The sequence below is a fragment of the Dactylosporangium sp. NPDC000521 genome (assembly GCF_042898305.1).
In the GTDB taxonomy this organism is placed as follows: Bacteria; Actinomycetota; Actinomycetes; order Mycobacteriales; family Micromonosporaceae; genus Dactylosporangium.
In genome coordinates, this window is the sequence record NZ_JBIAYW010000001.1 from 349,745 (window position 1) to 371,946 (window position 22,202).

Annotated in this window: 20 protein-coding genes; 13 read left to right on the forward strand and 7 right to left on the reverse strand. The window is 70.9% G+C overall.

The features are described 5' to 3' along the window. Window positions 1–33: 33 nt before the first annotated feature. A complete protein-coding gene (locus tag ACFY3L_RS01575; protein WP_389317401.1) occupies window positions 34–2,730 on the forward strand; it encodes an FtsX-like permease family protein in 2,697 nt (898 codons plus the stop codon). A 47-nt stretch (window positions 2,731–2,777) separates the two neighbouring features. Here the strand turns inward: ACFY3L_RS01575 and ACFY3L_RS01580 are convergent, their stop codons facing one another. Continuing rightward, a complete protein-coding gene (locus ACFY3L_RS01580) occupies window positions 2,778–2,954 on the reverse strand; it encodes an aldehyde dehydrogenase family protein (RefSeq protein WP_389317404.1) in 177 nt (58 codons plus the stop codon). On the opposite strand from ACFY3L_RS01580, the gene ACFY3L_RS01585 reads away from it, so the two are divergent. Then, complete coding sequence (locus tag ACFY3L_RS01585; protein ID WP_389317407.1) at window positions 2,949–3,293, forward strand: gamma carbonic anhydrase family protein; 345 nt, start codon at window positions 2,949–2,951, stop codon at window positions 3,291–3,293. The genes ACFY3L_RS01580 and ACFY3L_RS01585 overlap by 6 nt on opposite strands. A 355-nt stretch (window positions 3,294–3,648) precedes the next feature. Here the strand turns inward: ACFY3L_RS01585 and ACFY3L_RS01590 are convergent, their stop codons facing one another. The 3 genes from ACFY3L_RS01590 to ACFY3L_RS01600 all read right to left on the reverse strand — a co-directional run bounded on the left by ACFY3L_RS01590 (window position 3,649) and on the right by ACFY3L_RS01600 (window position 5,917). Continuing rightward, window positions 3,649–4,227, reverse strand: coding sequence for a type 1 glutamine amidotransferase domain-containing protein (locus ACFY3L_RS01590; RefSeq protein WP_389317409.1), 579 nt, complete (start codon window positions 4,225–4,227; stop codon window positions 3,649–3,651). Between the two features lies 1 nt (window position 4,228). Continuing rightward, window positions 4,229–5,389, reverse strand: a complete 1,161-nt coding sequence (locus ACFY3L_RS01595; protein ID WP_389317412.1) for a glutathione-independent formaldehyde dehydrogenase — start codon at window positions 5,387–5,389, stop codon at window positions 4,229–4,231. Window positions 5,390–5,677: 288 nt separating this feature from the next. Further along, complete coding sequence (locus ACFY3L_RS01600) at window positions 5,678–5,917, reverse strand: hypothetical protein (RefSeq protein WP_389317415.1); 240 nt, start codon at window positions 5,915–5,917, stop codon at window positions 5,678–5,680. 186 nt (window positions 5,918–6,103) lie between these two features. Between ACFY3L_RS01600 and ACFY3L_RS01605 the strand changes: the two genes are divergently transcribed. After that, window positions 6,104–6,541, forward strand: a complete 438-nt coding sequence (locus ACFY3L_RS01605) for a hypothetical protein (protein ID WP_389317418.1) — start codon at window positions 6,104–6,106, stop codon at window positions 6,539–6,541. Further along, complete coding sequence (locus ACFY3L_RS01610) at window positions 6,538–7,707, forward strand: zinc-dependent alcohol dehydrogenase (protein ID WP_389317421.1); 1,170 nt, start codon at window positions 6,538–6,540, stop codon at window positions 7,705–7,707. Before ACFY3L_RS01605 ends, ACFY3L_RS01610 begins: the two co-directional genes overlap by 4 nt. Before the next feature lie 180 nt (window positions 7,708–7,887). Here ACFY3L_RS01610 and ACFY3L_RS01615 read toward each other — a convergent pair whose 3' ends face one another. From ACFY3L_RS01615 to ACFY3L_RS01625, 3 genes are all read right to left on the reverse strand, one after another. Continuing rightward, window positions 7,888–8,463 carry a general stress protein gene (locus ACFY3L_RS01615; protein WP_389317425.1) on the reverse strand — a complete coding sequence of 192 codons (576 nt, stop codon included), beginning with the start codon at window positions 8,461–8,463 and terminating at the stop codon, window positions 7,888–7,890. 128 nt (window positions 8,464–8,591) lie between these two features. Further along, the gene (locus ACFY3L_RS01620) at window positions 8,592–9,725 is read right to left on the reverse strand and encodes a hypothetical protein (RefSeq protein WP_389317428.1); all 1,134 of its coding nucleotides are present in this window, start codon (window positions 9,723–9,725) and stop codon (window positions 8,592–8,594) included. Window positions 9,726–9,949: 224 nt separating this feature from the next. Continuing rightward, entirely contained in the window at window positions 9,950–11,374 is a 1,425-nt protein-coding gene (locus ACFY3L_RS01625; RefSeq protein ID WP_389317430.1) for an NAD-dependent succinate-semialdehyde dehydrogenase, read from the reverse strand. A gap of 236 nt (window positions 11,375–11,610) precedes the next feature. On the opposite strand from ACFY3L_RS01625, the gene trxA reads away from it, so the two are divergent. From trxA to clpB, 9 genes are all read left to right on the forward strand, one after another. After that, window positions 11,611–12,045, forward strand: coding sequence for a thioredoxin (gene trxA, locus ACFY3L_RS01630; RefSeq protein WP_389317433.1), 435 nt, complete (start codon window positions 11,611–11,613; stop codon window positions 12,043–12,045). A 385-nt stretch (window positions 12,046–12,430) separates the two neighbouring features. Further along, window positions 12,431–12,880 carry a DUF1931 family protein gene (locus ACFY3L_RS01635; protein WP_389319125.1) on the forward strand — a complete coding sequence of 150 codons (450 nt, stop codon included), beginning with the start codon at window positions 12,431–12,433 and terminating at the stop codon, window positions 12,878–12,880. A 223-nt stretch (window positions 12,881–13,103) separates the two neighbouring features. Next, window positions 13,104–14,768 (forward strand): FAD-dependent oxidoreductase, encoded by a 1,665-nt coding sequence (locus tag ACFY3L_RS01640; RefSeq protein ID WP_389317436.1) that lies wholly within the window; start codon window positions 13,104–13,106, stop codon window positions 14,766–14,768. A gap of 180 nt (window positions 14,769–14,948) precedes the next feature. After that, window positions 14,949–15,632 (forward strand): BON domain-containing protein, encoded by a 684-nt coding sequence (locus ACFY3L_RS01645; protein WP_389319127.1) that lies wholly within the window; start codon window positions 14,949–14,951, stop codon window positions 15,630–15,632. A gap of 188 nt (window positions 15,633–15,820) precedes the next feature. Further along, the gene (dnaK, locus tag ACFY3L_RS01650) at window positions 15,821–17,728 is read left to right on the forward strand and encodes a molecular chaperone DnaK (RefSeq protein WP_389317439.1); all 1,908 of its coding nucleotides are present in this window, start codon (window positions 15,821–15,823) and stop codon (window positions 17,726–17,728) included. A gap of 3 nt (window positions 17,729–17,731) precedes the next feature. After that, the gene (locus ACFY3L_RS01655; protein WP_389317442.1) at window positions 17,732–18,304 is read left to right on the forward strand and encodes a nucleotide exchange factor GrpE; all 573 of its coding nucleotides are present in this window, start codon (window positions 17,732–17,734) and stop codon (window positions 18,302–18,304) included. Beyond that, entirely contained in the window at window positions 18,294–19,256 is a 963-nt protein-coding gene (locus tag ACFY3L_RS01660; RefSeq protein ID WP_389317445.1) for a DnaJ C-terminal domain-containing protein, read from the forward strand. Before ACFY3L_RS01655 ends, ACFY3L_RS01660 begins: the two co-directional genes overlap by 11 nt. After that, on the forward strand, window positions 19,253–19,543 hold the full coding sequence (locus ACFY3L_RS01665) for a chaperone modulator CbpM (RefSeq protein WP_389317448.1): 291 nt from the start codon (window positions 19,253–19,255) through the stop codon (window positions 19,541–19,543). Before ACFY3L_RS01660 ends, ACFY3L_RS01665 begins: the two co-directional genes overlap by 4 nt. Continuing rightward, complete coding sequence (gene clpB / locus ACFY3L_RS01670) at window positions 19,534–22,170, forward strand: ATP-dependent chaperone ClpB (RefSeq protein ID WP_389317451.1); 2,637 nt, start codon at window positions 19,534–19,536, stop codon at window positions 22,168–22,170. Before ACFY3L_RS01665 ends, clpB begins: the two co-directional genes overlap by 10 nt. The last annotated feature ends 32 nt before the right edge of the window (window positions 22,171–22,202 follow it).

Below are 22,202 nucleotides of genomic sequence, written 5' to 3' on the forward strand. Positions count from 1 at the left end.
TGGGCTTCATTGCGAGGCCGTGCGGCGAGGTCGGTGGCGCTCCTGCTCGGCGTGCTCACCGCGACCACCGGATTCACCGTGCTGACCGGCGCCACCGACACCGCGCGGCTGCAGGTCACCGGCGAGGTCGACAGCAGCGCCAAAGCCGCCTACGAGATCCTGGTCCGGCCCAAGGGCACTCGCACGGTGCTGGAGAACGAACGCGCCCTCATCCGGCCCAACTCGCTGTCCGGCATCTACGGCGGGCTGACGTTCGACGACGTCGACAAGGTCGCCGCGGTGCCCGGAGTGGACGTCGCCGCGCCCATCGCGATGGCCGGTTACGCCAACGCGGGGATCACCGTCAGCGTCGACATCACCGACCTGATCGACACGAGCCTCGACCGGCAGGTGATCCGCCTCGACCGCACGTTTCTCGCCGACCGAGGGCTTTCCACCGTGAACGCCCGCCCGCTGTACGTCTACGTCACCACGCACGAGATCTCCTGGCCCGTGCTTGAGAACCGCGGCACGACGGTCCGGTTCACCGGCGGCGAGGCCCTTCCCGTCGATCAACTGTGCGGCGGCTTCGCGGTGCTGGAGGACGGCGTGCCGCTCTGCGTCTGGCTGACCCGGGCGACCATGTCCGACCTGATGACCGACCGCGAATACACCGACGTGCAGGTCCTGCAACTGACCCGGGACGGCCGGTTCGAGCAGCACCCTCCGGCGCCGGCCTCCGACCGGGCGACCGCCTGGCTCACCTGGCATGTGCCGCTGCTCGTCGCCGGCGTCGACCCCGTCGCCGAAGAGCGGCTGGTCGGGTTGCGTCAGGCCCTCACCGGCGGCCGGTACCTCGACAGCACCGACCGGACGCGGTCCGACAGCGTCAACAGGATCCTGCCGGTCATCGCGACGGACAGGGCGTACCCGGACAACAGCGCGATCGTCACGATGACCCGGACGGCGCTCGACCGACCGCCGCCCGGGACGTCGGCCCAGGACGCGCTCGCGATGCTCGACGGCCTGCACGGCCAGCAGCTGGCAACCCGCAGCTTCACCGCCGAGCAGGCATTCGCGGACACTCTCGCCAAGGGTGGCTACCAGCCGGACCTCATCCAGTTCATGCAGGTCGGTGGCGTGCGGTACCGCGCCGCCGCAGACGGCACGCTGATCGCCGAGACCATCGACGCTGACCCGGATGCGTGGCGTACCCCGGAGGTCCGCGGACTCGCCGTGCCGTGGCAGATCGACGACACCGGGTTCCGGGACATCGGCCAGGTCAAGTGGAACACCACGAGCGTCTTCCACAGCACCGAAGTCGTGGGAACGTTCGACCCGCGCAAGCTCGCCACGTTCGACCCGCTCAGCCGCGTGTCGATGGAGACCTACCAGGCGCCCGAGGCGCTCGGCGCCGACCAGCGCACCCGTGACCTGCTCGGCGACCAGGCACTGCGACCCAACGGCAACCCGGCCGGCTACCTCTCCTCCCCGCCGATGCTGCTCACCACGCTGGAAGCGCTGGCCGAGACCTTGCAGGAAACCGGCGCACCCAACAAGGACGCCCCGATCAGCGCCGTTCGCGTGCGGGTCGCCGGCGTGCAAGGCTTCACGCCGACCTCCCGCGAGCGGGTCCGGATCGTCGCAGAGCAGATTGCCGCAGCGACCGGGCTCGACGTAGACATCGCCTACGGCTCGTCGCCGGCGCCACAGACGGTGACCCTGGCCGCAGGCAAGTACCAACGACCCGAACTGCGGGTCACCGAGCTCTGGACGCAGAAGGGTGTCGCCGCGGCCATCGTCAGCGCCGTCGACCGCAAGAGCGTGGTGTTGTTCGCGCTGGTACTGGTCGTGTGCGCGCTGTTTCTGACCAACGCGGTCGCCGCCGGGGTCCGCGACCGGCGTGCCGAACTGTCCACGCTCACCGCACTTGGCTGGCCGGCCCGCCAGGTCTTCACCGCGGTGCTCGGCGAGATCGCCGCAATCGGCCTGGTCGGCGGGGCCGGCACGGTGGTGCTGGCCGCGCCACTCGGGCTGCTGCTCGACATTCGCGTGACGTGGTCGCAGGCGCTGCTCGCCGTACCGATCGCGCTCGCGCTTGCGCTGCTGGCCGGCGCCGTGCCGGCGGCGAACGCGGCGCGGATGCGGCCGGCCCGGGGGCTGCGTCCCGCCGTGGATCTGCGTCGCCGGACCGGAAGCCCACGCGGTCCGTTCATGCTCGGGCTGGCGAACCTGCGCAGAGTGCCGGGGCGGACGCTGCTCGGGGCATCGGCACTGGCTGTCGGCACCACCGCGGCCACGCTGCTGGGAGCGGTCACGTTCGCCTTCCACGGCGCGATCGTCGGAACGCTGCTCGGCGACGCGGTGTCGCTCCAGGTCCGGACGGTCGACACGATCGCCGTGGTGGCGACGGTGCTGCTGGGCGCGTTCGCCGTCGCCGACGTGCTGTATCTCAACATCCGCGACCGCGCCGCCGAGCTGGCGACACTGCGCGCGATCGGCTGGACCCCCGCGGTGCTGGCGCGACTGATCGCCGCCGAAGGCTTCGGCATCGGGGTGCTCGGCAGCGCGTTCGGCGCCGGCCTGGGTCTTGCCGGGGCCGCCTGGCTGGTCGGCGGCATCACCACTGGCCTCGTCATGACCGCGGTCGCCGCCGTCGTGGCCGGCGCGCTGTCGGCCACCGCCGCCGCGCTCGTGCCTGCCCTGCTCGTCCAGCGCATGCCCACCGCCCGACTGCTCGCCGAGGAGTGACCGATGCCAACAGGTGCCGCACTGAACCATCTCCGGACTTACGAGACCTACCACTGGAGCGTCTGGACCTCCGTGTACTCCAGCACCCCTTCGAGGCCGAACTCCCGGCCGATGCCGGAGCGGCCGAACCCGCCGAACGGCAGCCGCACGTCCGCGGCCGCCCCGTCGTTCACGCTCACCCGGCCGGCGCCGGCACGAACATCCAGGACGGCACGGTCGTGCACGCCAACAACCGGCACGCCACCCGCGTCGGCGACCGCTGCGTCGTCGGGCACCTGGTCCACCTCGAGGGCTGCGTCATCGAGGACGGCGCGCTGATCGGCTCGCAGGCCGTCGTGCTCTCCGGCGCCGTCGTCGGGGCCGGCGCGCTGGTCGGCGCCTCGGCGCTGGTGCCGCCCCGGTTCGCCGTGCCGCCCCGCACCACGGCCCTCGGCGTGCCGGTGCGGATCCGCGACACCCCGCCCGACGCCGAACACCTGCGGATCAACGCCGAGCGGTACGTCGAGATGGCCCGCCGGTACCGCACGCAACTGCGCCGGATCGAGTCAACTACCCACCCATGAGTGGGCGGGCTTGCGGGTCACTTCCTCGCTGGCTGCGAGGTCAGGCCGCGTGCGGGCGATTGACTGCGCCCCGGTCCACATCGCCCGCCGCGGCGAACCCTGCAGCTCCGGCCTCGGCATCTACCGGTAGGCCGTCGAGCGAACCATCGCCCCCGCCGCGACGGGCGGCGGAGGCGACAGGTGCACACCCGCGCCCGCGTCGCCGGGGTGTCGCGGGCGGCAGCGTTGTGGGACCGGCGAAGGCGGCGGCCAGCCTCGGGCGCTGCGGCATCGGGGAGCCTGATGGCGACGGCGCGCCTGTTCTGAAGGCGCTATTCCGTGCCGCAGACGTCATGGTCGGGGACGATCGACGAGCTCATCGTGCCCGGCCTGCAGCGCCGGCGGAGGTCGGGGCCTTGGCGAACTCCTGCACGATGCGCTCACAGAACGCGGGCAGGTCGTCGGGCGACCGGCTCGTGGTGATGTTGCCGTCGGTGACGACCTGCTCGTCGACCACCTCCGCCCCGGCGTTGCGCAGGTCGGTGCGCACGCTCGGCCACGAGGTCAGCCGGCGACCCCGCGCGACGTCGGCCTCGACGAAGTTCCACGGGCCGTGGCAGATGGAAGCGACCGGCTTGCCCGACTGGACGAAGTCCCGGACGAACCGCACCGCGGCAGGTTCCATCCGCAGCTTGTCCGGGTTCACGGTCCCGCCCGGCAGGAGCAGCGCCTCGTAGTCGTCGACCGAAGCCTTGCCGACCAGTTGGTCGACCGTGAAGCTGCCGGCGTCGTCGAGGTCGTGGTCGCGGGCCCGGATCTCGCCGGTGGCGATGGAGACGACGGCAGTGTGAGCGCCGGCGTCCTCCAGCGCCTGCCGCGGCCGCTCCAGCTCGACCCGCTCCACGCCGTCGGCCGCGAGGATGGCGACGCGGCGTCCGTTCAGCGGCCCAGCCATGTCACGCACCCGCCCCCGCCATCGCCGGGTGCAGGACGACCTTCGTCCAGCCCTCGTCCCGCTTGTCGAAACGCTCGTACGCCTCCGGCGCGCGGTCGAGGGGCAGCTCGTGGCTGACGATGAAGGACGGCTCGGCCTTGCCCCCGGCGATGAGGTCGCGCAGCTGGCGGTTGTACTTCTTGACCGGCGCCTGGCCGCTGCCGATGTGCTGGCCCTTGAACCAGAACATGCCGTAGTCGAAGGCGATCTTGCCCTGCTTCGCCAGCTCGCCTTTGGCTCCGGGGTCCTGCGGCATGAAGACGCCGACATTGCCGATCTTGCCGGTGAAGCGTACCGAGGCGACCAACCGGTTCATCGTCAGGTTGGGCTGCTCCTGGCCGTCGGGCTCGTGCGCCTGGTAGCCGACGCACTCGCAGCCGTTGTCCGCGCCCAGCCCCATCGTCTCGTCCAGAACGGCCTGCACCGGGTCGACCTTCGAGTCGTCGATGGCGATCGCGCCGATCGACTCGGCCAGTCGCAGCCGGTCCGGGTGCCGGTCGACGACCATGACCTTGCCCGCCCCGCGGATGGTCGCCGAGAGGGCGGCCATCAGCCCGACCGGGCCCGCGCCGTAGATGACCGTCTGGTCACCGGGCTGCACGCCCGCCATCTCGGTGGCGTGGTAGCCGGTCGGGAAGATGTCGGCAAGCATCACGTAGTCCGTCTGGCGCTGTTCGGCGTCCTCACCCAGCCGCAGGCAGTTGAAGTCCCCCCAGGGCACGCGCAACAGCTCCGCCTGCCCGCCGCCGTACGGGCCCATGTCGGCGAAGCCGTACGCGGCGCCGGCCAACTTCGGCTCCGGCTGGGCGGTCAGGCAGTAGTTCGTCAGCTGCCGCTCGCAGTTCTTGCAGTGTCCGCACGCGATGTTGAAGGGCAGGACGACCCAGTCGCCCACCCGAATCTTGTCGACGCCGTCGCCGACCTCGACCACCTGACCGAGGTTCTCGTGCCCGAACCAGCGACCCCGCTCGAAATCGGTCCGGCCCTCGTACATGTGCAGGTCCGAGCCGCAGATGTTCGCCGACGTGATCCGCACCAGGACGTCGGTCGGGCGCTCGATCCGCGCGTCCGGCACATCCTTGACACTGACCTTCCGCGGTCCCTCGTAGACCACTGCCTTCATTCCCGCTCCCCGTTCGTAGATGTCTCCGTCGGCTCCGGACCTGGGCCGAGATTTTCAGTACATACTCGACATACTCGGAGCGAATCGCCCCGTGCCGGTACCGGCGTTGTGCAACCGACCTGGCTCGGGATCCGGCGGTTCCGCGATCGAGCCAGCCAAGCGTTGCGCTGCGCCACGTCGAGAACCTGACCTACGGCGAGTGAAAAGGACCGACGCCTTCGGTTCGGTGACACTGCCCGGTCGCCGGGATCTTCGGCTGTTCGCATCTGACGGCGACTTCGCGGGCGGTCAGGCGCAGTACGCACGGGTGCCGTTCGCGGACGTGAGTCCGCTGAACCGCGACGGCCCCGGCGAGCGCAGCGGCCCATCGCGGCATCCAACGGTCCAGTGCACCTCCGCGTCCACCCGCTCGGCGAGCCGATCGGTCAGTTCGGCGGCGAGCCGCGCAACCACCTTGGCCGGGTGGTCCGGTGGGGTCGCCACCAGGCCGACGACGATCTCCGGACGGCGCCGAGCAACGGTGGCCATCAATACCCCTCACTCGATTGCCGACCGAGATCATCCGCCCGACTACCCGGGCACGGCAGAGTGATGCGGGGAGGGTCGCCATTCCCGGCCGATCTTGGTTGTCGAGAGCCAGTTTCAGCACCTCGTTCATCGCCGGCGGCCGGCCGCGGGATGTGTCGCCGCACCAGTGCGGGGTAGCCGGGTCACATGCGCACATCCGAAGTCCCGCGGCTTCCGGCCGCCGTCGCCCTGACCGCTGTGGGAGCCGGTGCGATCGCCGGCTTCGCCGTGGTCGCCAGGCGGCGTCGGGCCGTCGAACCAGACCGTTGGCACAGTGTCACCATCAACTGCTCGCCCGAGAAGCTCGACCCGCTGCCGGCGCCGCTGGACGAGCTCGGATTCCCGGTGGAGGTCCGCGTCCAGCCGGCACCGGGGGACCGGGGCACGGAGCTGGCGGCCCGGGTCGCACCCGGCGCCGATCCCGAGCGCGTGCGGCGGTTGCGAGCGGCGCTGCGCGGAGCGCGGTCGCTTGCCGAGATCGGTGAGGTGCTCCTGCCGGACGCACCGGCGACCACGAAGCCGACGCTGCGGTCCGCCCCGCTGGCGTACGCGACGAAGCACGGACGTGAGGAGGGCCGGTTGTGAGGGCGTTGCTGTGGCAGGGCGTGAACAAGGTCGGCGTGGAGACAGTGCCGGATCCGCAGATCCGCAACAGCGGCGACGTCATCGTGAAGGTCGGCCGGTCGGTGACGTGCGGCTCGGACCTGCACCTGCTGGGCGGGTACATCCCGTTCATGCGGCAGGGTGACGTCATCGGCCACGAGTTCCTCGGCGAGGTCGTGGAGGTCGGGCCGGGCGTGCGCAAGCACAGCGTCGGCGACCGGGTGGTCGTGTCGTCCTTCATCGCGTGCGGGCAGTGCTGGTACTGCCGCCGCGAGGAGTACTCGCTGTGCGACAACGGCAACACCAATCCGGCGATCACCGAGGCCTTGTGGGGTGCGGCGCCGGGCGGCTGCTACGGCTACTCCCACGCGATGGGCGGCAACGCCGGCAGCCACGCGGAGTACGTCCGGGTGCCGTTCGCCGACGTCGGGGCGTTCACCGTGCCCGAGGCGGTCAGTGACGAGCGTGCCCTGTTCGCGTCCGACTCGGCCGCGACCGGCTGGATGGGCGCGGATCTCGGCGGCGTGCGCCCCGGCGACGTGGTGGCGGTCTGGGGAGCCGGCGCCGTCGGGCAGATGGCCGCCCGCGCCGCCCTGCTGCTCGGCGCGGAGCGGGTGGTCTGTATCGACCGGTACGACTACCGGCTCGAGATGGTCCGCAAGCACATCGGCGCCGAGACGATCGACTACACCGCCACCGATGTGGGGGCCGAGCTGCTCGAGCGCACCGGCGGGCGCGGCCCGGACGTATGCATCGAGGCGGTCGGCATGGAGGCCCACACGCCCGGCCCGCAGCACGTGTACGACAAGGCGAAGCAGCAGCTGCGCCTCGAGACCGACCGCCCGGCCGCGGTGCGCGAGGCGATCTACAACTGCCGCAAGGGCGGCAGCGTCTTCGTGCTCGGCGTCTTCGCCGGGTTCGTGGACAAGTTCCCGCTGGGTGCCCTGATGAACAAGGGCCTGACGGTGCGGGGGGCGCAGATGCACGGTCAGCGGTACATCCCCATGCTCCTGGACCGCATGGCGAAGGACGAGCTCAAGACCGAGCACCTGGCGACCCACACCATGCCGCTGGAACAGGGCCAGGCCGGCTACGACATCTTCAAGAACAAGGAGGACGGCTGCGTCCGGAGCGTCTTCGTGCCGTGAGGCATGCCGGTGAATCGCGGCCCCGGCCTGTCCGGCGAAGCTCGGACGGGCCGGGCGGAGGGGACATCGTCATCGAAGGTCTGCCGGACGTGTGAGTCGGCGGGAGGTACGCGACATCGCCGCGGCCCGCTCTTGGCGGCCCGGTGAGAGCCGGAGGCGGGTGGCGTGCGCGGAGGTCGGCTATCTGGATGAGTCTGCCGGTAGCCGGCCGAGCATCTCGCGGGCCCGGTCTGCCACGTCGGCGTCGACGGTGATGGTGTAGGCGTCGGCTTGCAGTGTCGGGGTGGAGGTGAAGTCGCGCTGTCCCCGGGTCATGGCGTGGGCGAGCGCGCCGAAGGCGGCGCCCCAGACCGCGCCGGCGACGACCGCGAAGAGCAAGACCCGCCACCAGGCGCCGACGGCGAACGCGCCGAGGAGGATGCCGATCAGCAGACCGAACCAGGCGCCGGTGCCGGCGCCGGCGAGTGCCGCCCGGCCGGTCGTCATCCGGCCGTGGACCTGTTCGACCAGCCGGAGGTCGGAGCCGACGATCCGGACGCGGTCGACCGGGAATCTGCTGTCGGAGAGGAAGTCGACGGCCCGTTGTGCGTGGGCGTAGTCGGGGTAGCTGGCGACCGCTATGGTGGCCCGTTCGGTGCTGGCTCGTCTGTCAGCGGTGTTGTCGTCGCGGGTTGCCGGGCCGGTGCCTGACGGCCCCCGTGGCATGGTGTCGTTGTTGCGCAGTCTGGATGCGCTGCTGCGGTTCGGGTAGGTCATGTCCGTCCTCCTGCCGCTCCGGGTCGAGCTCCGGGCTCCTCCTGGGCCCTCCCTCCGTGCCCTGTGGCTGTTGGTAGGTCTGGGTGTGACACGGCCACCCTCTCTCTGTCAGCGCGGGGCGGGGCCGGTCAGCGTTGCGGCGGCGGCGGGAGCGGGAAGCGCAGTGCGGCCGCGACATGGTGCGGGCGCAGCTGCGGGTTGTCCGCGACGTGTTCCACCGCGCCGCCCTCCTCGATGACGAACTCGGCCAGCTCGTCGAGGACGTCCGGTGTCTCCCGGGTGGACCGCCCGCACAGCGGGCACTGCCGGCCGGTGGTGCCCAGCCAGCCGGACTCGTCGCAGACCACACCGGGAACGGCCGTACCCTCGTCGATCACGAGGTGTTGCACGGCCGCCACGGAGCCGGCCCAGAGGCACGGCTCCAGTCCGATCGCGGCGGGCCGGCCTTCCGCGGCCGCCTCGAAGATCTCGCCGACCAGCCGTTGTTCCTCTTGGCGCTCGTAGCGTTCCATGATGGCCTCGGCGCTGCGCCGGATGTCGGCTGCGGTCGCGGTGTCCGGGTCGACGGCGAAGGTTCCGGCCACCCGGGAGGCCACGTCGCGGGTCAGGAACCCGGTGACGGCCGTCATCTCGTGCGGATGCCCGCCGAGGGCGACCACGTCGAAGCCTTCGGTGCGCAGCAGTTCGTCGAGCATGGAGCCGACCCGCCGGTAGTGGTGCTTGCTCAGCTCATCGGCCTTGTTGCGGACCCTGGACTCCGCCATGCCGGCGGCGAAGTTGGGTTTGCGCAGCGCCGGGTCCTTGATCTGGGTGACTTCCCGCATCTCGCCCAGGTAGAGTTCCCAGACCTGCGCCCAGGCCTTGTCCACCAGCACCACACACATGCGGTGGAACTCGTCGAGGACCGCCAGCATCGGCCGGACCCACGGCGTCGCGTCCACCACGATGCGGTCCCGGACGGGCCGGGGCAGCGAGACCTGCTCGAACAGTCCGTTGCCGCTGCTGGCGAAGATGCCGAGGCCACCGGGTTGCAGCCGTTCCTCGTGGGCGAGCGCGTCGATGCGCTGCAGATCGGCCCGTACCGACAGCCGTACGTCGTGTTCCAGCGACGTGTCCTCGCTCAGCGGTTTGATCTGGTGCAGCAGGCTCGCGACCTGGCTGGGAGCGGACTTGTCCGGCCCGATCCCGACATACATCGAGATCACCGGGAAGCGGCCGCCCTGGAACCGGATGATGCGGTTGACGACGTCTTGGGAGATCATGCGAAGGTCCCTCCGGTGGTGGGACCGCACGGCATGGGTCGCGCGGGGAACTCGGCGCTGCTACCCGGATCGGCAGCGCCTAACCACGCCTGCGGCCGCGCACTGCGACGGAAGATCCGGGCGAATCGGCGTCCGCTTCTCTGCCGGCATCCGAAGCGCGATGCGCCAGGTGCAGCAGCTCGCACGCCATGGTTCCCGGATGCGCAATGGATGAGCGGCGCCCGTCAGCCGAGCGCGTCGGTGATGGGCGTGTCCGCAGGCATGGTCACGACCAGTTTCCGGTTGGCGAACTCCTTGAAGCCGATCGAGGACAGCTCCCGCCCGTACCCCGACAGCTTGATGCCGCCGAACGGCAGATGCGGCTCGGAGGACGTCGGGTGGTTGATCCACACCATCCCGCTGTCGATCCGGCGCGCGACCGACCGGGCCCGCGCCAGGTCGCTGCCGAGCACGGCACCGCCGAGGCCGTAGGGCGAGTCGTTGGCGAGCGCGACCGCCTCGTCATCGCTGTCCACCTGATGGACAACGGCGACCGGACCGAACAGCTCCTCGCGGTAGGCGCGCATCGTCGGGGTCACGCCGACGAGGACCGTGGGTTGCATGAACGCGCCGGGGCGATCGACCCGTCCGCCCCCGACGACCGCGATGGCGCCCTTGTCGAGGGCATCGAGGACCTGGTCCGACAGCTTCTCGGCGGCGCGCTCCGAGGACAGCGGCGCCAGCGTGGTGGCCTCGTCGGCAGGATCACCGGGCCGCAGCACGCGCATACGCTGCGCAAGCGCGGTCACGAACCGGTCGAACGCGCCTGACAGCACGATCATCCGCTTGGCGCTCACGCAGCTCTGCCCCATGTTGTGCATGCGCCCCGCCATGGCCGCATCGACGGTGTGCTCGAGGTTGTCGCCGTCGAGGACGACGAACGGATCGCTGCCGCCCAGTTCCAGGACGCTCTTCTTCATGCTGCGCCCGGCCGCGGCCCCGACGCTGGTGCCGCCGCGCTCACTGCCGGTCAGCGACGCGCCGCGCACGACGTCGAGTGCCACGACGCGATCGACCTCCGAGCCGGTGATCAGCAGGTTGGTGTACACCCCTTGTGGTATCCCCGCGTCGGCGAACAGCCGTTCCATGGCGATCGCCGACTGCGGGGTGTTGCTCGCGTGCTTGAGCAGGATCGTGTTGCCCAGCACCAGATTCGGTCCGGCGAACCGGACCACCTGGTACACCGGGAAGTTCCACGGCTGGGCGCCCACGATCACGCCAAGGGGATCGTTGACGACGGCGGCCGACCCGCCGTCGAGCTCCAACGTCTCGTCGGCGAGCAGCCCGGGCCCCTCATCGGCGCAGTACTGCAGGATCCTCGCGGACAGGTCCATTTCGGCGCGACTGTGCCCGATGAGCTTGCCCATCTCCAGCGTCACCAGCTGGGCCAGCTCCTCGCCGCGCTCGCGGAGCAGCCGTGCGGCCCGGCCGACCAGCCTGGCCCGTTCCTCGACGCCGACCCGGCGCCAGGACTGGAACGCGTGGTGGGCGTGCTGCGCCGCGTTGTCGACGGCTTCCCGGCTCATCGGCGGGAACTCACGGACGAGCTGGTTGTTGTAGGGGTTGACGGTGGCGATCGGGCTGTGCCGGACAGCGGAGGACGTGGACATGGGGGACTCCCTCACGCAACGATTGGGGGAACCCCGACTGCTACCCCGCGAGCACCGCCTGAACCAACCGGCGTTTGCCCACCCGAAGCCGAGGTAGTGCGCTGCGACGAAGACGTTGAGCATGCGGATGGTGGACCTGCCGGCCGGCGCGTGACCAGGCGGAACGTGCCGCCGTGCCGGGATCTGACGTCGGCGCACACCTGCATGACCGCCACAACCGCGGGTAGGCCCCGCGCATGAGCGGTGAGATCGTCGTCTGCTCGCACTGCGGGCGCCGCAACCGCGTCCCCGCGGCGTCCCCCGGCGTCCCGCGGTGCGGCAACTGCCATCAGCCGCTGCCGTGGATCGCCGACGCGACCGACACCACGTTCGCCACAGTGGCCGAGCAGTCGGCCCTCCCGGTGGTAGTCGACCTGTGGGCGGCCTGGTGCGGGCCTTGCCGCATGGTGACGCCCGCCCTGGAGCAGGTCGCCCGGGAGCTCGCCGGCAACCTGAAGCTCGTCAAGGTCGACGTGGACGCCGCTCCGACGCTGTCCCGACGCTTCGACGTGAAGGCGGTGCCGACACTGCTGATCATGCACGACGGCAAGGTCCTGGCGCGCAAGTCGGGCGCCGCGCCCGCCCCTGCGTTGCGGCAATGGGCCGACACGGCCCTCGCGGGCATCCGCTGATCACTCGGGTGGCCAGGTGCCCTGCGGGACGCGATGGACGTCGCTTCGAGCGCTGACCGGTCAGCGGACCGCATGTCGTGGTCGTTCCTGTGCCGGCGTCGGTTCGGGCCGGCTTACCCGCCGGGTTCGGGCGGGAGCGCGCCGCCGTCCACGGTGCCGGTCGGTCGCCCTGTGCGGACACTCGTTGCGGCACGTAGGTGTACTCACTGGCGGAGCTGGAATTCGCCGTCGACGAGGCCGCCGCGGACGCCGAACGCTGAAGCCGGCGGCACGTACAGGCCCGCCGCGACAACGCGAGGCTGACGCCCTGAGCCGATGACCTGCCGGCATGCGCGCCCCGATCGCGGGTAGCACCCGAGAACTCGACAGCACAGGAGGTGCCGTGATGCCGGTGGTGGCCATTGATCGGTTTGAGCGCTTCTTCCGGGCGGCGGCGAGCCTGGACGTGGACAGGAACGACCTCAAACGCTATGGGGACTTCGTCGATGAGAAGGTCTACGACCTGCTGCTGATCGCACAGGCGAAGGCGAAGGCGAACGGTCGCGACGTCATCGCGGCCCACGACGTACCGGTGACGAAGGGCCTGCAGGAGCGTATCCACGAGTTCCGGAAGCTGGACCAGGAGATCGAGCTGCGGCCCATCCTGGACTCGCTCACCGCCCGGCCGCCGCTGGATCTGGCACTCGGCGACGACGCCGAGCGCCGGCTGCCGGACATCGTCGGTGGCCTGAGCGTCGCGCTCGCGCGTACCTTCAAGATCATGGACCCGGAACTGAAGAACCCGCAGACCGCACACTGGGAGGGGGCGCTGCGGATCTTCAACCTGCTGCTCTGAAGGTGATGCACCAACCGGTCGCTTCGACCACCGGCGGCAGCATCGCCCGTGGCGTCGCACGAGCTGCCGCCGCACCGGTGCCGGAGGGCTGCGAGCACTTCGACAAGCGCGAGCGCGGCCGGACCATGGTGATTATGCACCGGGACCTCTGACGCGGAACGAAGGGGTTACGGGCGACGCTTCGGGTAGCTCGCATTCCTGCTTTCAGGGGGTGGAATCGAACATGCTGGTCGAAACGCCGGACCGTGAAGGAGCCTATCCCCGCTTGGAGGATGCCCACATCCAAGCCCTGGCCGCGGAGGGGCAACGCCACCATGCGCAGACCGGCGAGGTACTCATCCGGGAGGGTGAGGAGCACTACGACTTCTTCGTGGTGCTCGCCGGCAAGGTGGCCGACGTCGAGGGGTTCGGCGGCGACGAACGCGTCCTCAGCGTGCACGGCCCCAAGCGGTTTCTGGGAGAGCTGAGCTTGATCACCGGTGAGGCGGCCTTCTGCACCTCGCAGGTGCGCGAGCCCGGCGAGGTCCTCAGGGTGCCGGTGGACCGTCTCAAGGCCGTTGTCGCGCAGGATTCCACCCTGGGTGACCTGATCCTGAAGGCGTACCTGAGCCGCCGTTCCCTGCTCATCGGCCGCGGCGCCGGGCTGCGGATCATCGGATCCCAGTTCTCGTCCGACAACCGGCGGCTGCGCGAGTTCGCGGCTCGTAACCGCATTCCCTACCAGTGGGTCGATCTGGAGAAGGATCAGGACGCCGAGACGCTGCTGCGCGAGCTGCACGTGCGACCGGAGCAGACCCCGGTGGTGATCTGCCCGGCCGGGCAGGTGCTGCGGAACCCGAGCAACGCGGAGCTGGCACACGCGGTAGGCCTGCCCGCACCCGGACCGGGCGTCACGGTGTGCGACCTTGCCGTCGTCGGGGCCGGCCCGGCCGGCCTCGCCGCCGCCGTCTACAGCGCCTCGGAAGGGCTGGTGACGGTCACCCTCGACGAGTTCGCCACCGGCGGTCAGGCCGGCCGAACGTCGCGGATCGAGAACTATCCCGGCTTTCCCACTGGGATCTCCGGCGGGGAGCTGGCCGAACGGGCGGTCGTGCAGGCGGAGAAGTTCGGAGCCGCGTTCAGTGTGCCGGCTCGGGCGAGCGGGTTGCAGGAACGCGATGGCAACCATGTCATCAAGCTCGACAACGGTGGTGAGATCACGGCCCGGACCGTCCTGATCGCCACCGGCGTCCGGTATCGCAAACTCGACGTTCCGCGGTTCGAAGAGTTCGAAGCGAGCAGCATCTACTACGCGGCGACCCTGTCCGAGGCCTTGTTCTGCCGCGACGACCGGGTCGCGGTCGTGGGTGGTGGAAACTCGGCGGGCCAGGCGGCGCTGTTCCTGTCGAGGTACGCGCGGGTCGTGCACCTGCTTGCCCGCAGGGACCTCGACGAGACCATGTCGCGTTACCTGGTTGACCGGATCGGGACGTCACCGGGCATTGAGACGCACGTCGGCACCGAGGTGCGCGAACTGCTGGGCGGCGGCTGCCTCGAAAGGCTCGTGGTGGAGGACAAGGGCACCGGGCAGCGCCGCGAACTTCCCGCCCGTGCGCTGTTCGTCTTCATCGGTGCGCGGCCGTGCACCGACTGGCTCGCCGGCGAGGTCACCACGGACGAGGACGGCTTCATCCTCACCGGCCCGGACAGTGAGGAGCCGGGCACGCAGCGACGGCCTCTGCTGCAGACCAACCTGCCCGGCGTGTTCGCCGCCGGTGACGTGCGCAGCGGGTCGATCAAGCGGGTCACCTCCGCCGTGGGCGAAGGCGCCACGGCAGTGCAACTGGTGTGGAAGTACCTGCAAAGCACCGGCCGCGCGGCCGACGACACCGCCGCCACCCTCACGTAGTCACCGGCGTCCGTGCCGACCCAGACAGGGTCGCGGATCGTGCTTCCCACAGTCGTGATGCCAATTGGGATTACCGGTCACCTCACTCTTTCCGGGTGGTTCCGCGTCGGGCGGGTCGAAGAACCGTTGAACGGGGTCCGACGGAAGAGCAGCACCCGAGGAGCAGCACGGGGAGCAGACATGAGCACCGCGACCTTCACACGCGCAGACGCCGACATCGAGCGGGACGTGATCGAGGAACTGCGGTGGGATTCCCGCCTGCAGCCCAACGAAATAGCGGTTGGGGTACACCACGGCGTGGTGACATTGGCCGGATGGGTCGACAGCTACCCGAAGAAGCTGGCCGCCGAGCGTGCGGTGCACCGGATCCGCGGGGTGAAGGCGGTCGCCGACGACATCGAGGTCCGGTTGCCGATCGCGGCGCAGCTGCCGGATTCCGAGATCGCCGCGTCAGCCGTCCGCGCGTTGGAGTGGGACGCGTTCATCCCGATCGAGCGCGTCGAGGTGACGGTGTCCAGAGGCTGGGTCACGCTGCGTGGCGAGGTCGAATGGGAGCATCAGCGCAGGGCCGCGCAACGCGCCGTGGACAAGCTGCCCGGTGTGCGCGGAGTGACCAATCTGCTCTCGGTACGTCCGCGTCCGCGGGTGCAGCCGTCACCGAAAGACCTGCGCACGCGGATCGAGGAGGCACTGGTACGCAGCGCCGAGACCGACGCCGAGCACGTGAACGTCGACGTGCAGAACGACAAGGTCGTGCTCACCGGTCAGGTCCGTTCGTGGGCCGAGCGGGAGGAAGCCGAACGGGTCGCCTGGTCGGCGCCGGGCGTGACCGCCGTCGAGAACCACATCGTCATCGCCCCGTGAGGTGGATCGCCGTAGCCGCGGTCGTGGATCGCCGAGGCGGTCGTCGGCGACCTCAGACCCGAGCACCGAGCCGTGCCCGCGCGGCGGATGGATCAGAGCATCAGTCATCTGCGTCGGAGGAAGTCGCCCTACTGCGAGCACAACAGGCTTTCGGCGACGCACCAGCCGTATCCCGAAAGGAGCCGGTCATGGCCAGAGCGGTAGGTATCGATCTCGGCACGACCAATTCGGTGATCGCCGCGTTCGAGGGTGGCCAGCCGACCGTCGTGCCGAATGCGGAGGGCAGCCGGACGACGCCGTCGGTCGTCGCGTACACCGACACCGGTGAGCGGCTCGTCGGTCAGCTCGCCAGACGGCAGTCGGTGCTGAACCCCAAGGGCACCGTGTACTCCGCGAAGCGGTTCATCGGCCGGAAGTTCGACGAGATCACCGAAGAGGCCAGGACGGTCACGTACGACGTCGTGCCCGGGCCCGACGGGATGGTCCGGTTCGACATCCGCGGCAAGCAGGTCTCGCCGGAGGAGGTCTCCGCACAGATCCTGCGCAAGCTCGCCGACGACGCCGCGAAGTACCTCGGCGAGAAGGTCACCGAAGCCGTCATCACCGTCCCGGCCTACTTCAACGACGCTCAACGGCAGGCCACCAAGGATGCCGGCCGGATCGCCGGCCTCGAAGTCCTGCGGATCATCAACGAGCCCACCGCGGCCGCCCTCGCCTACGGCCTGGACAAGAAGGGCCACGAGACGGTCCTCGTCTTCGACCTCGGTGGCGGCACGTTCGACGTGAGCATCCTCGACGTCGGCGACGGCGTCGTCGAGGTCCGGGCCACGGCCGGCGACACCCACCTCGGCGGCGACAACTTCGACCACCGCCTGGTCGACCACCTCGCCGATACGTTCCGCAAGGAGCAGGGCATCGACCTGCGTCAGGACCCGCAGGCGCTGCAGCGGCTCACGGAGGCCGCCGAACGGGCGAAGATCGAGCTGTCGTCGGTGACCCAGACCCAGGTGAACCTGCCGTTCATCACCGCCGACGCGTCCGGCCCGAAGCACCTCACGGCGACCGTCACCCGCTCGACGTTCGAGGGGCTCACCCACGATCTGCTGGAGCGTACCAACGGCCCGGTGCGCCAAGCGATGAGCGACGCCGGCGTCAAGGCCGACGACCTCGACGAGGTGATCCTCGTCGGCGGCGCGACCCGGATGCCGGCGGTGCAGGCACTGGTCCGCCGGCTCACCGGTGGCAAGGACCCCAACATGACGGTGAACCCGGACGAGGTCGTCGCGCTCGGCGCCGCGATCCAGGCCGGCGTGCTCAAGGGCGACGTCCGGGACGTCGTGCTGCTCGACGTCACCCCGCTGTCGCTGGGCGTGGAGACCCTCGGTGGGCTGATGACGAAGGTCATCGACCGGAACACGACGATCCCGACCCGCCGCACCGAGACGTTCTCCACGGCGCAGGACAACCAGCCCGCCGTCGACGTGGTGGTGCTGCAGGGCGAGCGGGAACGAGCCGCCGACAACCGGGTCCTGGGCCGGATGCGGCTGGAGAACATCCGCCCGGCGCCGCGCGGCGAACCACAGATCGAGGTCACCTACGACATCGACGCCAACGGCATCCTCAACGTGTCCGCACGCGACAAGGACACCGGCGCCGAGCAGAAGATCACCGTCACCGAGAGCGGCACGCTGGACAAGGGCGAGGTCGAGCGGATGGTGCGCGAGGCCGAGCAGCACCGCGCCGCGGACCAGCGGGCGCGTCAGGAGATCGACGCCCGCAACGAGCTCGACAGTGTCGCCCACCAGGTGCGGCGCCGACTCGACGAACTCGGCGACCAGGTCCCCGAACACGAGCGGGCCCGCGCCGACATGCTCGCGCAGGAAGCCCGGCAGGCCGTCGACGGGCAGGCGCCGATGGCTCAGGTGCAGAACCTCACCAACGACCTCCGGCAGATCCTGTTCGCGCTGCAGTCCGCCGCGCAGCAACCGGCCGGTGGGGGACAGCCCACAGGCCAGGAAGCAGGGCAGGCCGCTGGGCGGTCCGGCGGGTCGGCTCCGGCCGATGACGTCATCGACGCCGACTTCAGCGGGGGGTGAGCCATGGCCGAGCCCAACGGCGAGAGGATCCACACTGCCACCGACGACCCGGCCACAGAGGCGAACCGGCCCGGGACCGAGGCGGCGGCCCGGCCGGAGGACCCGGCGCTCGCCGAGGTGCGGGAGCGGGCGCAGCGGGCGATCGCCGACGCCGACAACGCCCGCAAGCGGGCCGAGCGGACGGCCGCCGAGCGGGTCACCGCCGAGCGGCAGCGGGTCGCCGCGGCGTGGCTGCCCGTGCTGGACAACCTCGACCTCGCGCTGCGCCACGCCGGCGCGGACCCCGAGGCGATCGTGCAGGGCGTGGCACAGGTCAGGGAACAGGCCGCGGACATCCTGGCCCGGCTCGGCTTCGGCCCGGTCGGCGCGGTCGGTGAGCCGTTCGACCCGGCCCGGCACGAGGCGGCCGAAGCGGTCGAGGAACCGGACGTACCGGCCGGCACGATCGTGCGGGTCATCCGCCCGGGTTACGGCGGCGACACGCTCCTGCTGCGCCCGGCCGTCGTAGCCGTGGCCCGCGCCGGCGGTGGGGGTGCCGAGAGGGCGGACGCGGATCGGGGCTCCGATGGTGGCTGACCGGCGCGACTTCTACGCGGTCCTCGGTGTCCCGCGGACCGCGACGGCGGAGGAGATCCAGCGCGCGTACCGCACGCTGGCCCGCCGCAACCATCCGGACGTCAACAAGGAGCCGGGCGCCGAGGACCGGTTCAAAGACATCACCGAGGCCTACGACGTGCTCTCGGATCCGAAGAGCCGCCGCAAGTACGACCGGTTCGGCGCCCAGTGGCGGCAGGTGCCCGACGACGTCGAGCAGCGCGCCGGGGCCCGGCAGCGTGCGTCGGCCGGCGCCGGGTTCCCCGGTCAGGGCGCCGGCTTCGGCGGCCGGAGCGGCATCGGCGAGGAAGTCGACCTCGAGGACCTGCTCGGCAGCATCTTCGGCGGGGGACAGCGCCGTGGCGGCGACCGTTTCGGACGCGGGCCGGTGCCCGGCGCCGACACCGAGGCCGAGATCACCATCAGTGTCGAGGACGCCTACCACGGCGGCCGGCGCAGGATCACGCTACCCGGTGCCGCCGGCGGCCGTGCCCGCGAGTACGAGGTGAGCATCCCGGCCGGGGTCACCGAGGGGCAGCGGATCCGGCTCGCGGGCCAAGGTTCCGGCGGCGCCCGCGGCGGCCCGCCCGGCGACCTGTACCTGGTGGTGCACATCGCGCCGCACGCCCGGTACAAGGTCAGCGGCCGCAACATCACAGTGGAAACCCCGGTGGCTCCGTGGGAGGCGGCGCTGGGCGCCACGGTGCCGGTCGAGACGCCCGGCGGCGCCGTGCGGGTCGAGGTCCCGCCAGGCACGTCGTCCGGGCGGCGGCTGCGGCTGCGCGGCCGGGGCCTGCCGAACCCGCGCGGCGCCCCCGGCGACTTCTACGCCGAGATCAGGATGATGGTGCCGGCACAGCTGAGCGACGCCGAACGGCGCCTGTTCGAGGAACTCGCGACGGTGTCGTCATACAACCCGCGAGGTGACCGATGACCTACGCCCTGATGTGCCGCCCCTACCTGTCCACGGACGCGTTCGCCGCCGCCGCCGGCCTGCACCCGAACATGATCTCCCGGCTGGTCGCGCTCGGCCTGCTGGAACCACACGTCGACGAGGCCGGCCGCCGCTGGTTCGCCCAGACGCAACTCAAGCGGCTCGCCCGGATCCGCCGGCTGCACGCCGGACTGCCGCTGAACTACGCGGCGGTCGGCATCGTGCTCGACCTGCTCACCCGCATCGACGAACTCGAGGCGCAACTCAGGAGGCGGACATGGACCTGAACCGACTCACCGAGAAGTCCCAGCAGGCGCTGCACGACGCCCAGACGAAAGCGATGCGGCACGGCCACACCGAAGTCGACGGCGAGCACCTGCTGCTCGGCCTGCTCGACCAGCCCGACGGCGTCACGGTGCGGCTGCTCACCGGCCTGGGCGTCGACATCGAACAGCTGCGCGAACGCGTCGAACGCGACCTGCGGCGCCGGCCGAGCGTGACCGGGCCCGGCGCTCAGCCCGGCCAGGTGACGGTCACCCGCCGGCTCGCCGCGGACCTCGACGCCGCCGAACGTGAGGCCGGCCGGCTCAAGGACGAGTACATCTCTGTCGAGCACCTGCTCCTGGCGCTCGTCGACGAGGGTGCCTCCACCGACGCCGGCCGGGCCCTGCACGACCTCGGCATCACCCGGGAGCGGCTGCTCAACCAGCTCACCCAGCTGCGCGGGGCGCAGCGGGTCACCTCCGCGAACCCGGAGGTCGCCTACGAGGCCCTCACCAAGTACGGCCGGGACCTTGTCGCCGACGCCCGCGCCGGCCGGCTCGACCCCGTCATCGGGCGCGACGAGGAGATCCGCCGCGTCGTGCAGATCGTGTCGCGCAAGACGAAGAACAACCCCGTCCTCATCGGCGACCCGGGTGTGGGCAAGACCGCGATCGTCGAGGGCCTCGCCCAGCGGATCGTCAACAACGACGTGCCGGAAGGGCTGCGCGACAAGACGGTCTTCGCGTTGGACATGGGCTCCCTGGTGGCCGGGGCGAAGTACCGCGGCGAGTTCGAGGAGCGGCTCAAGGCCGTGCTCGCCGAGGTGACCGCCGCGCAGGGCCGGATCCTGCTGTTCGTCGACGAACTGCACACCGTGCTGGGCGCCGGCGCCGCCGAAGGGTCGATGGACGCCGGGAACATGCTCAAGCCGATGCTCGCCCGCGGCGAGCTGCGCATGATCGGGGCGACCACCCTCGACGAGTACCGCAAGCACATCGAGAAGGACGCCGCGTTCGAACGCCGGGTCCAGCCCATCCTGGTGCCGGAACCCAGCCCGGACGACGCGGTCACCATCCTCCGCGGGCTGCGGGAACGCCTCGAGGTGTTCCACGGCGTACGCATCCAGGACGGCGCCCTCATCGCCGCGGTCCAGCTGTCCCACCGGTACATCGCCGACCGGTTCCTGCCGGACAAGGCCATCGACCTCGTCGACGAGGCCTGCGCGATGCTGCGCACCGAGATCGACTCACAGCCGGCCGAACTCGACGCGGCCGCCCGGCGCCTGCTGCGGCTGGAGATGGAGGAGACCGCACTGTCCAAGGAGGACGACCCGGCCAGCACCGCCCGGCTGGACCAGATCCGGCGGGAGATCACCGACCTGCGCGGCGAGGTCGATGCGATGCGCGCCCAGTGGAACGCCGAACGCCAGGCGATCCGCAAGGTGCAGAGCCTGCGCGAGGAGACCGAGCGGATCCGGCGGGAGGCGGAGGCGGCCGAACGCGGCTACGACCTGGACCGCGCCGCCGAGCTGCGCCTGGGCAGGCTGCCGGAGCTGGAGCGTCGGCTGCGCGCGGAGGAGGAGCGGCTCACCGCCAAGCAGGGCGGGCACCGGCTGCTGCGCGAGGTCGTCACGCCCGACGAGATCGCCGGGATCGTGGCCCGCTGGACCGGCATCCCCGTCAATCGGCTGCTGGAGGGCGAACGGGACAAGCTGCTGCGCCTGGAGGACATCCTGCACGAGCGGGTCGTCGGCCAGGACGAGGCCGTCCAGGTCGTCGCGGACGCTGTCATCCGCGCCCGCTCCGGAATCAAGGACCCGCGCCGCCCGATCGGCTCGTTCCTGTTCCTGGGCCCCACCGGCGTCGGCAAGACCGAGCTGGCCAAGGCCCTCGCCGCGGCGCTGTTCGACACCGAGGACAACATGGTCCGGCTCGACATGAGCGAGTACCAGGAACGGCACACCGTCTCCCGGCTCGTCGGCGCGCCGCCCGGCTACGTCGGCTACGAGGAGGGCGGACAGCTGACCGAGGCGGTGCGCCGCAAGCCCTATTCGGTCGTCCTGCTCGACGAGATCGAGAAGGCCCACCCCGACGTGTTCAACACTCTGCTGCAGCTGCTCGACGACGGACGACTCACCGACGCGCAAGGGCGCACCGTCGACTTCCGCAACACCGTCGTCATCATGACCAGCAACCTCGGATCGCAGCACCTCCTGCAGGGCGTCACACCGGACGGGCAGCTCACCGACGAGGCCCGCACCGCGGTCATGACGGCACTGCGCGAATACTTCCGCCCGGAGTTCCTCAACCGCATCGACGAGACGGTGCTGTTCAAGCCCTTGACCCTGCCGGAGATCGAACGGATCGTCGACCTGCTCCTCGACGACCTCCGCGCCCGCCTCGCAGACCGGCGGATCACCGTCGAGGTCACCGAAGCGGCCCGACGCTTCATCGCCGAAGCCGGGTTCGACCCGGTCTTCGGCGCCCGCCCACTGCGCCGCTTCCTGCAGCGCGAGGTCGAGACCCGCATCGCCCGCACCCTGCTGACCGGCGACGTCCTCGACGGCGCGACCATCACCGTCGACCGAGGGCCGGCCGGGATCGACATCGACTGGACCAACGAGCCGGCGACGGCCCCGGCGACCGCCTGACCGTCCGGCTCGCGCCGCGACGAGCAGCGAGG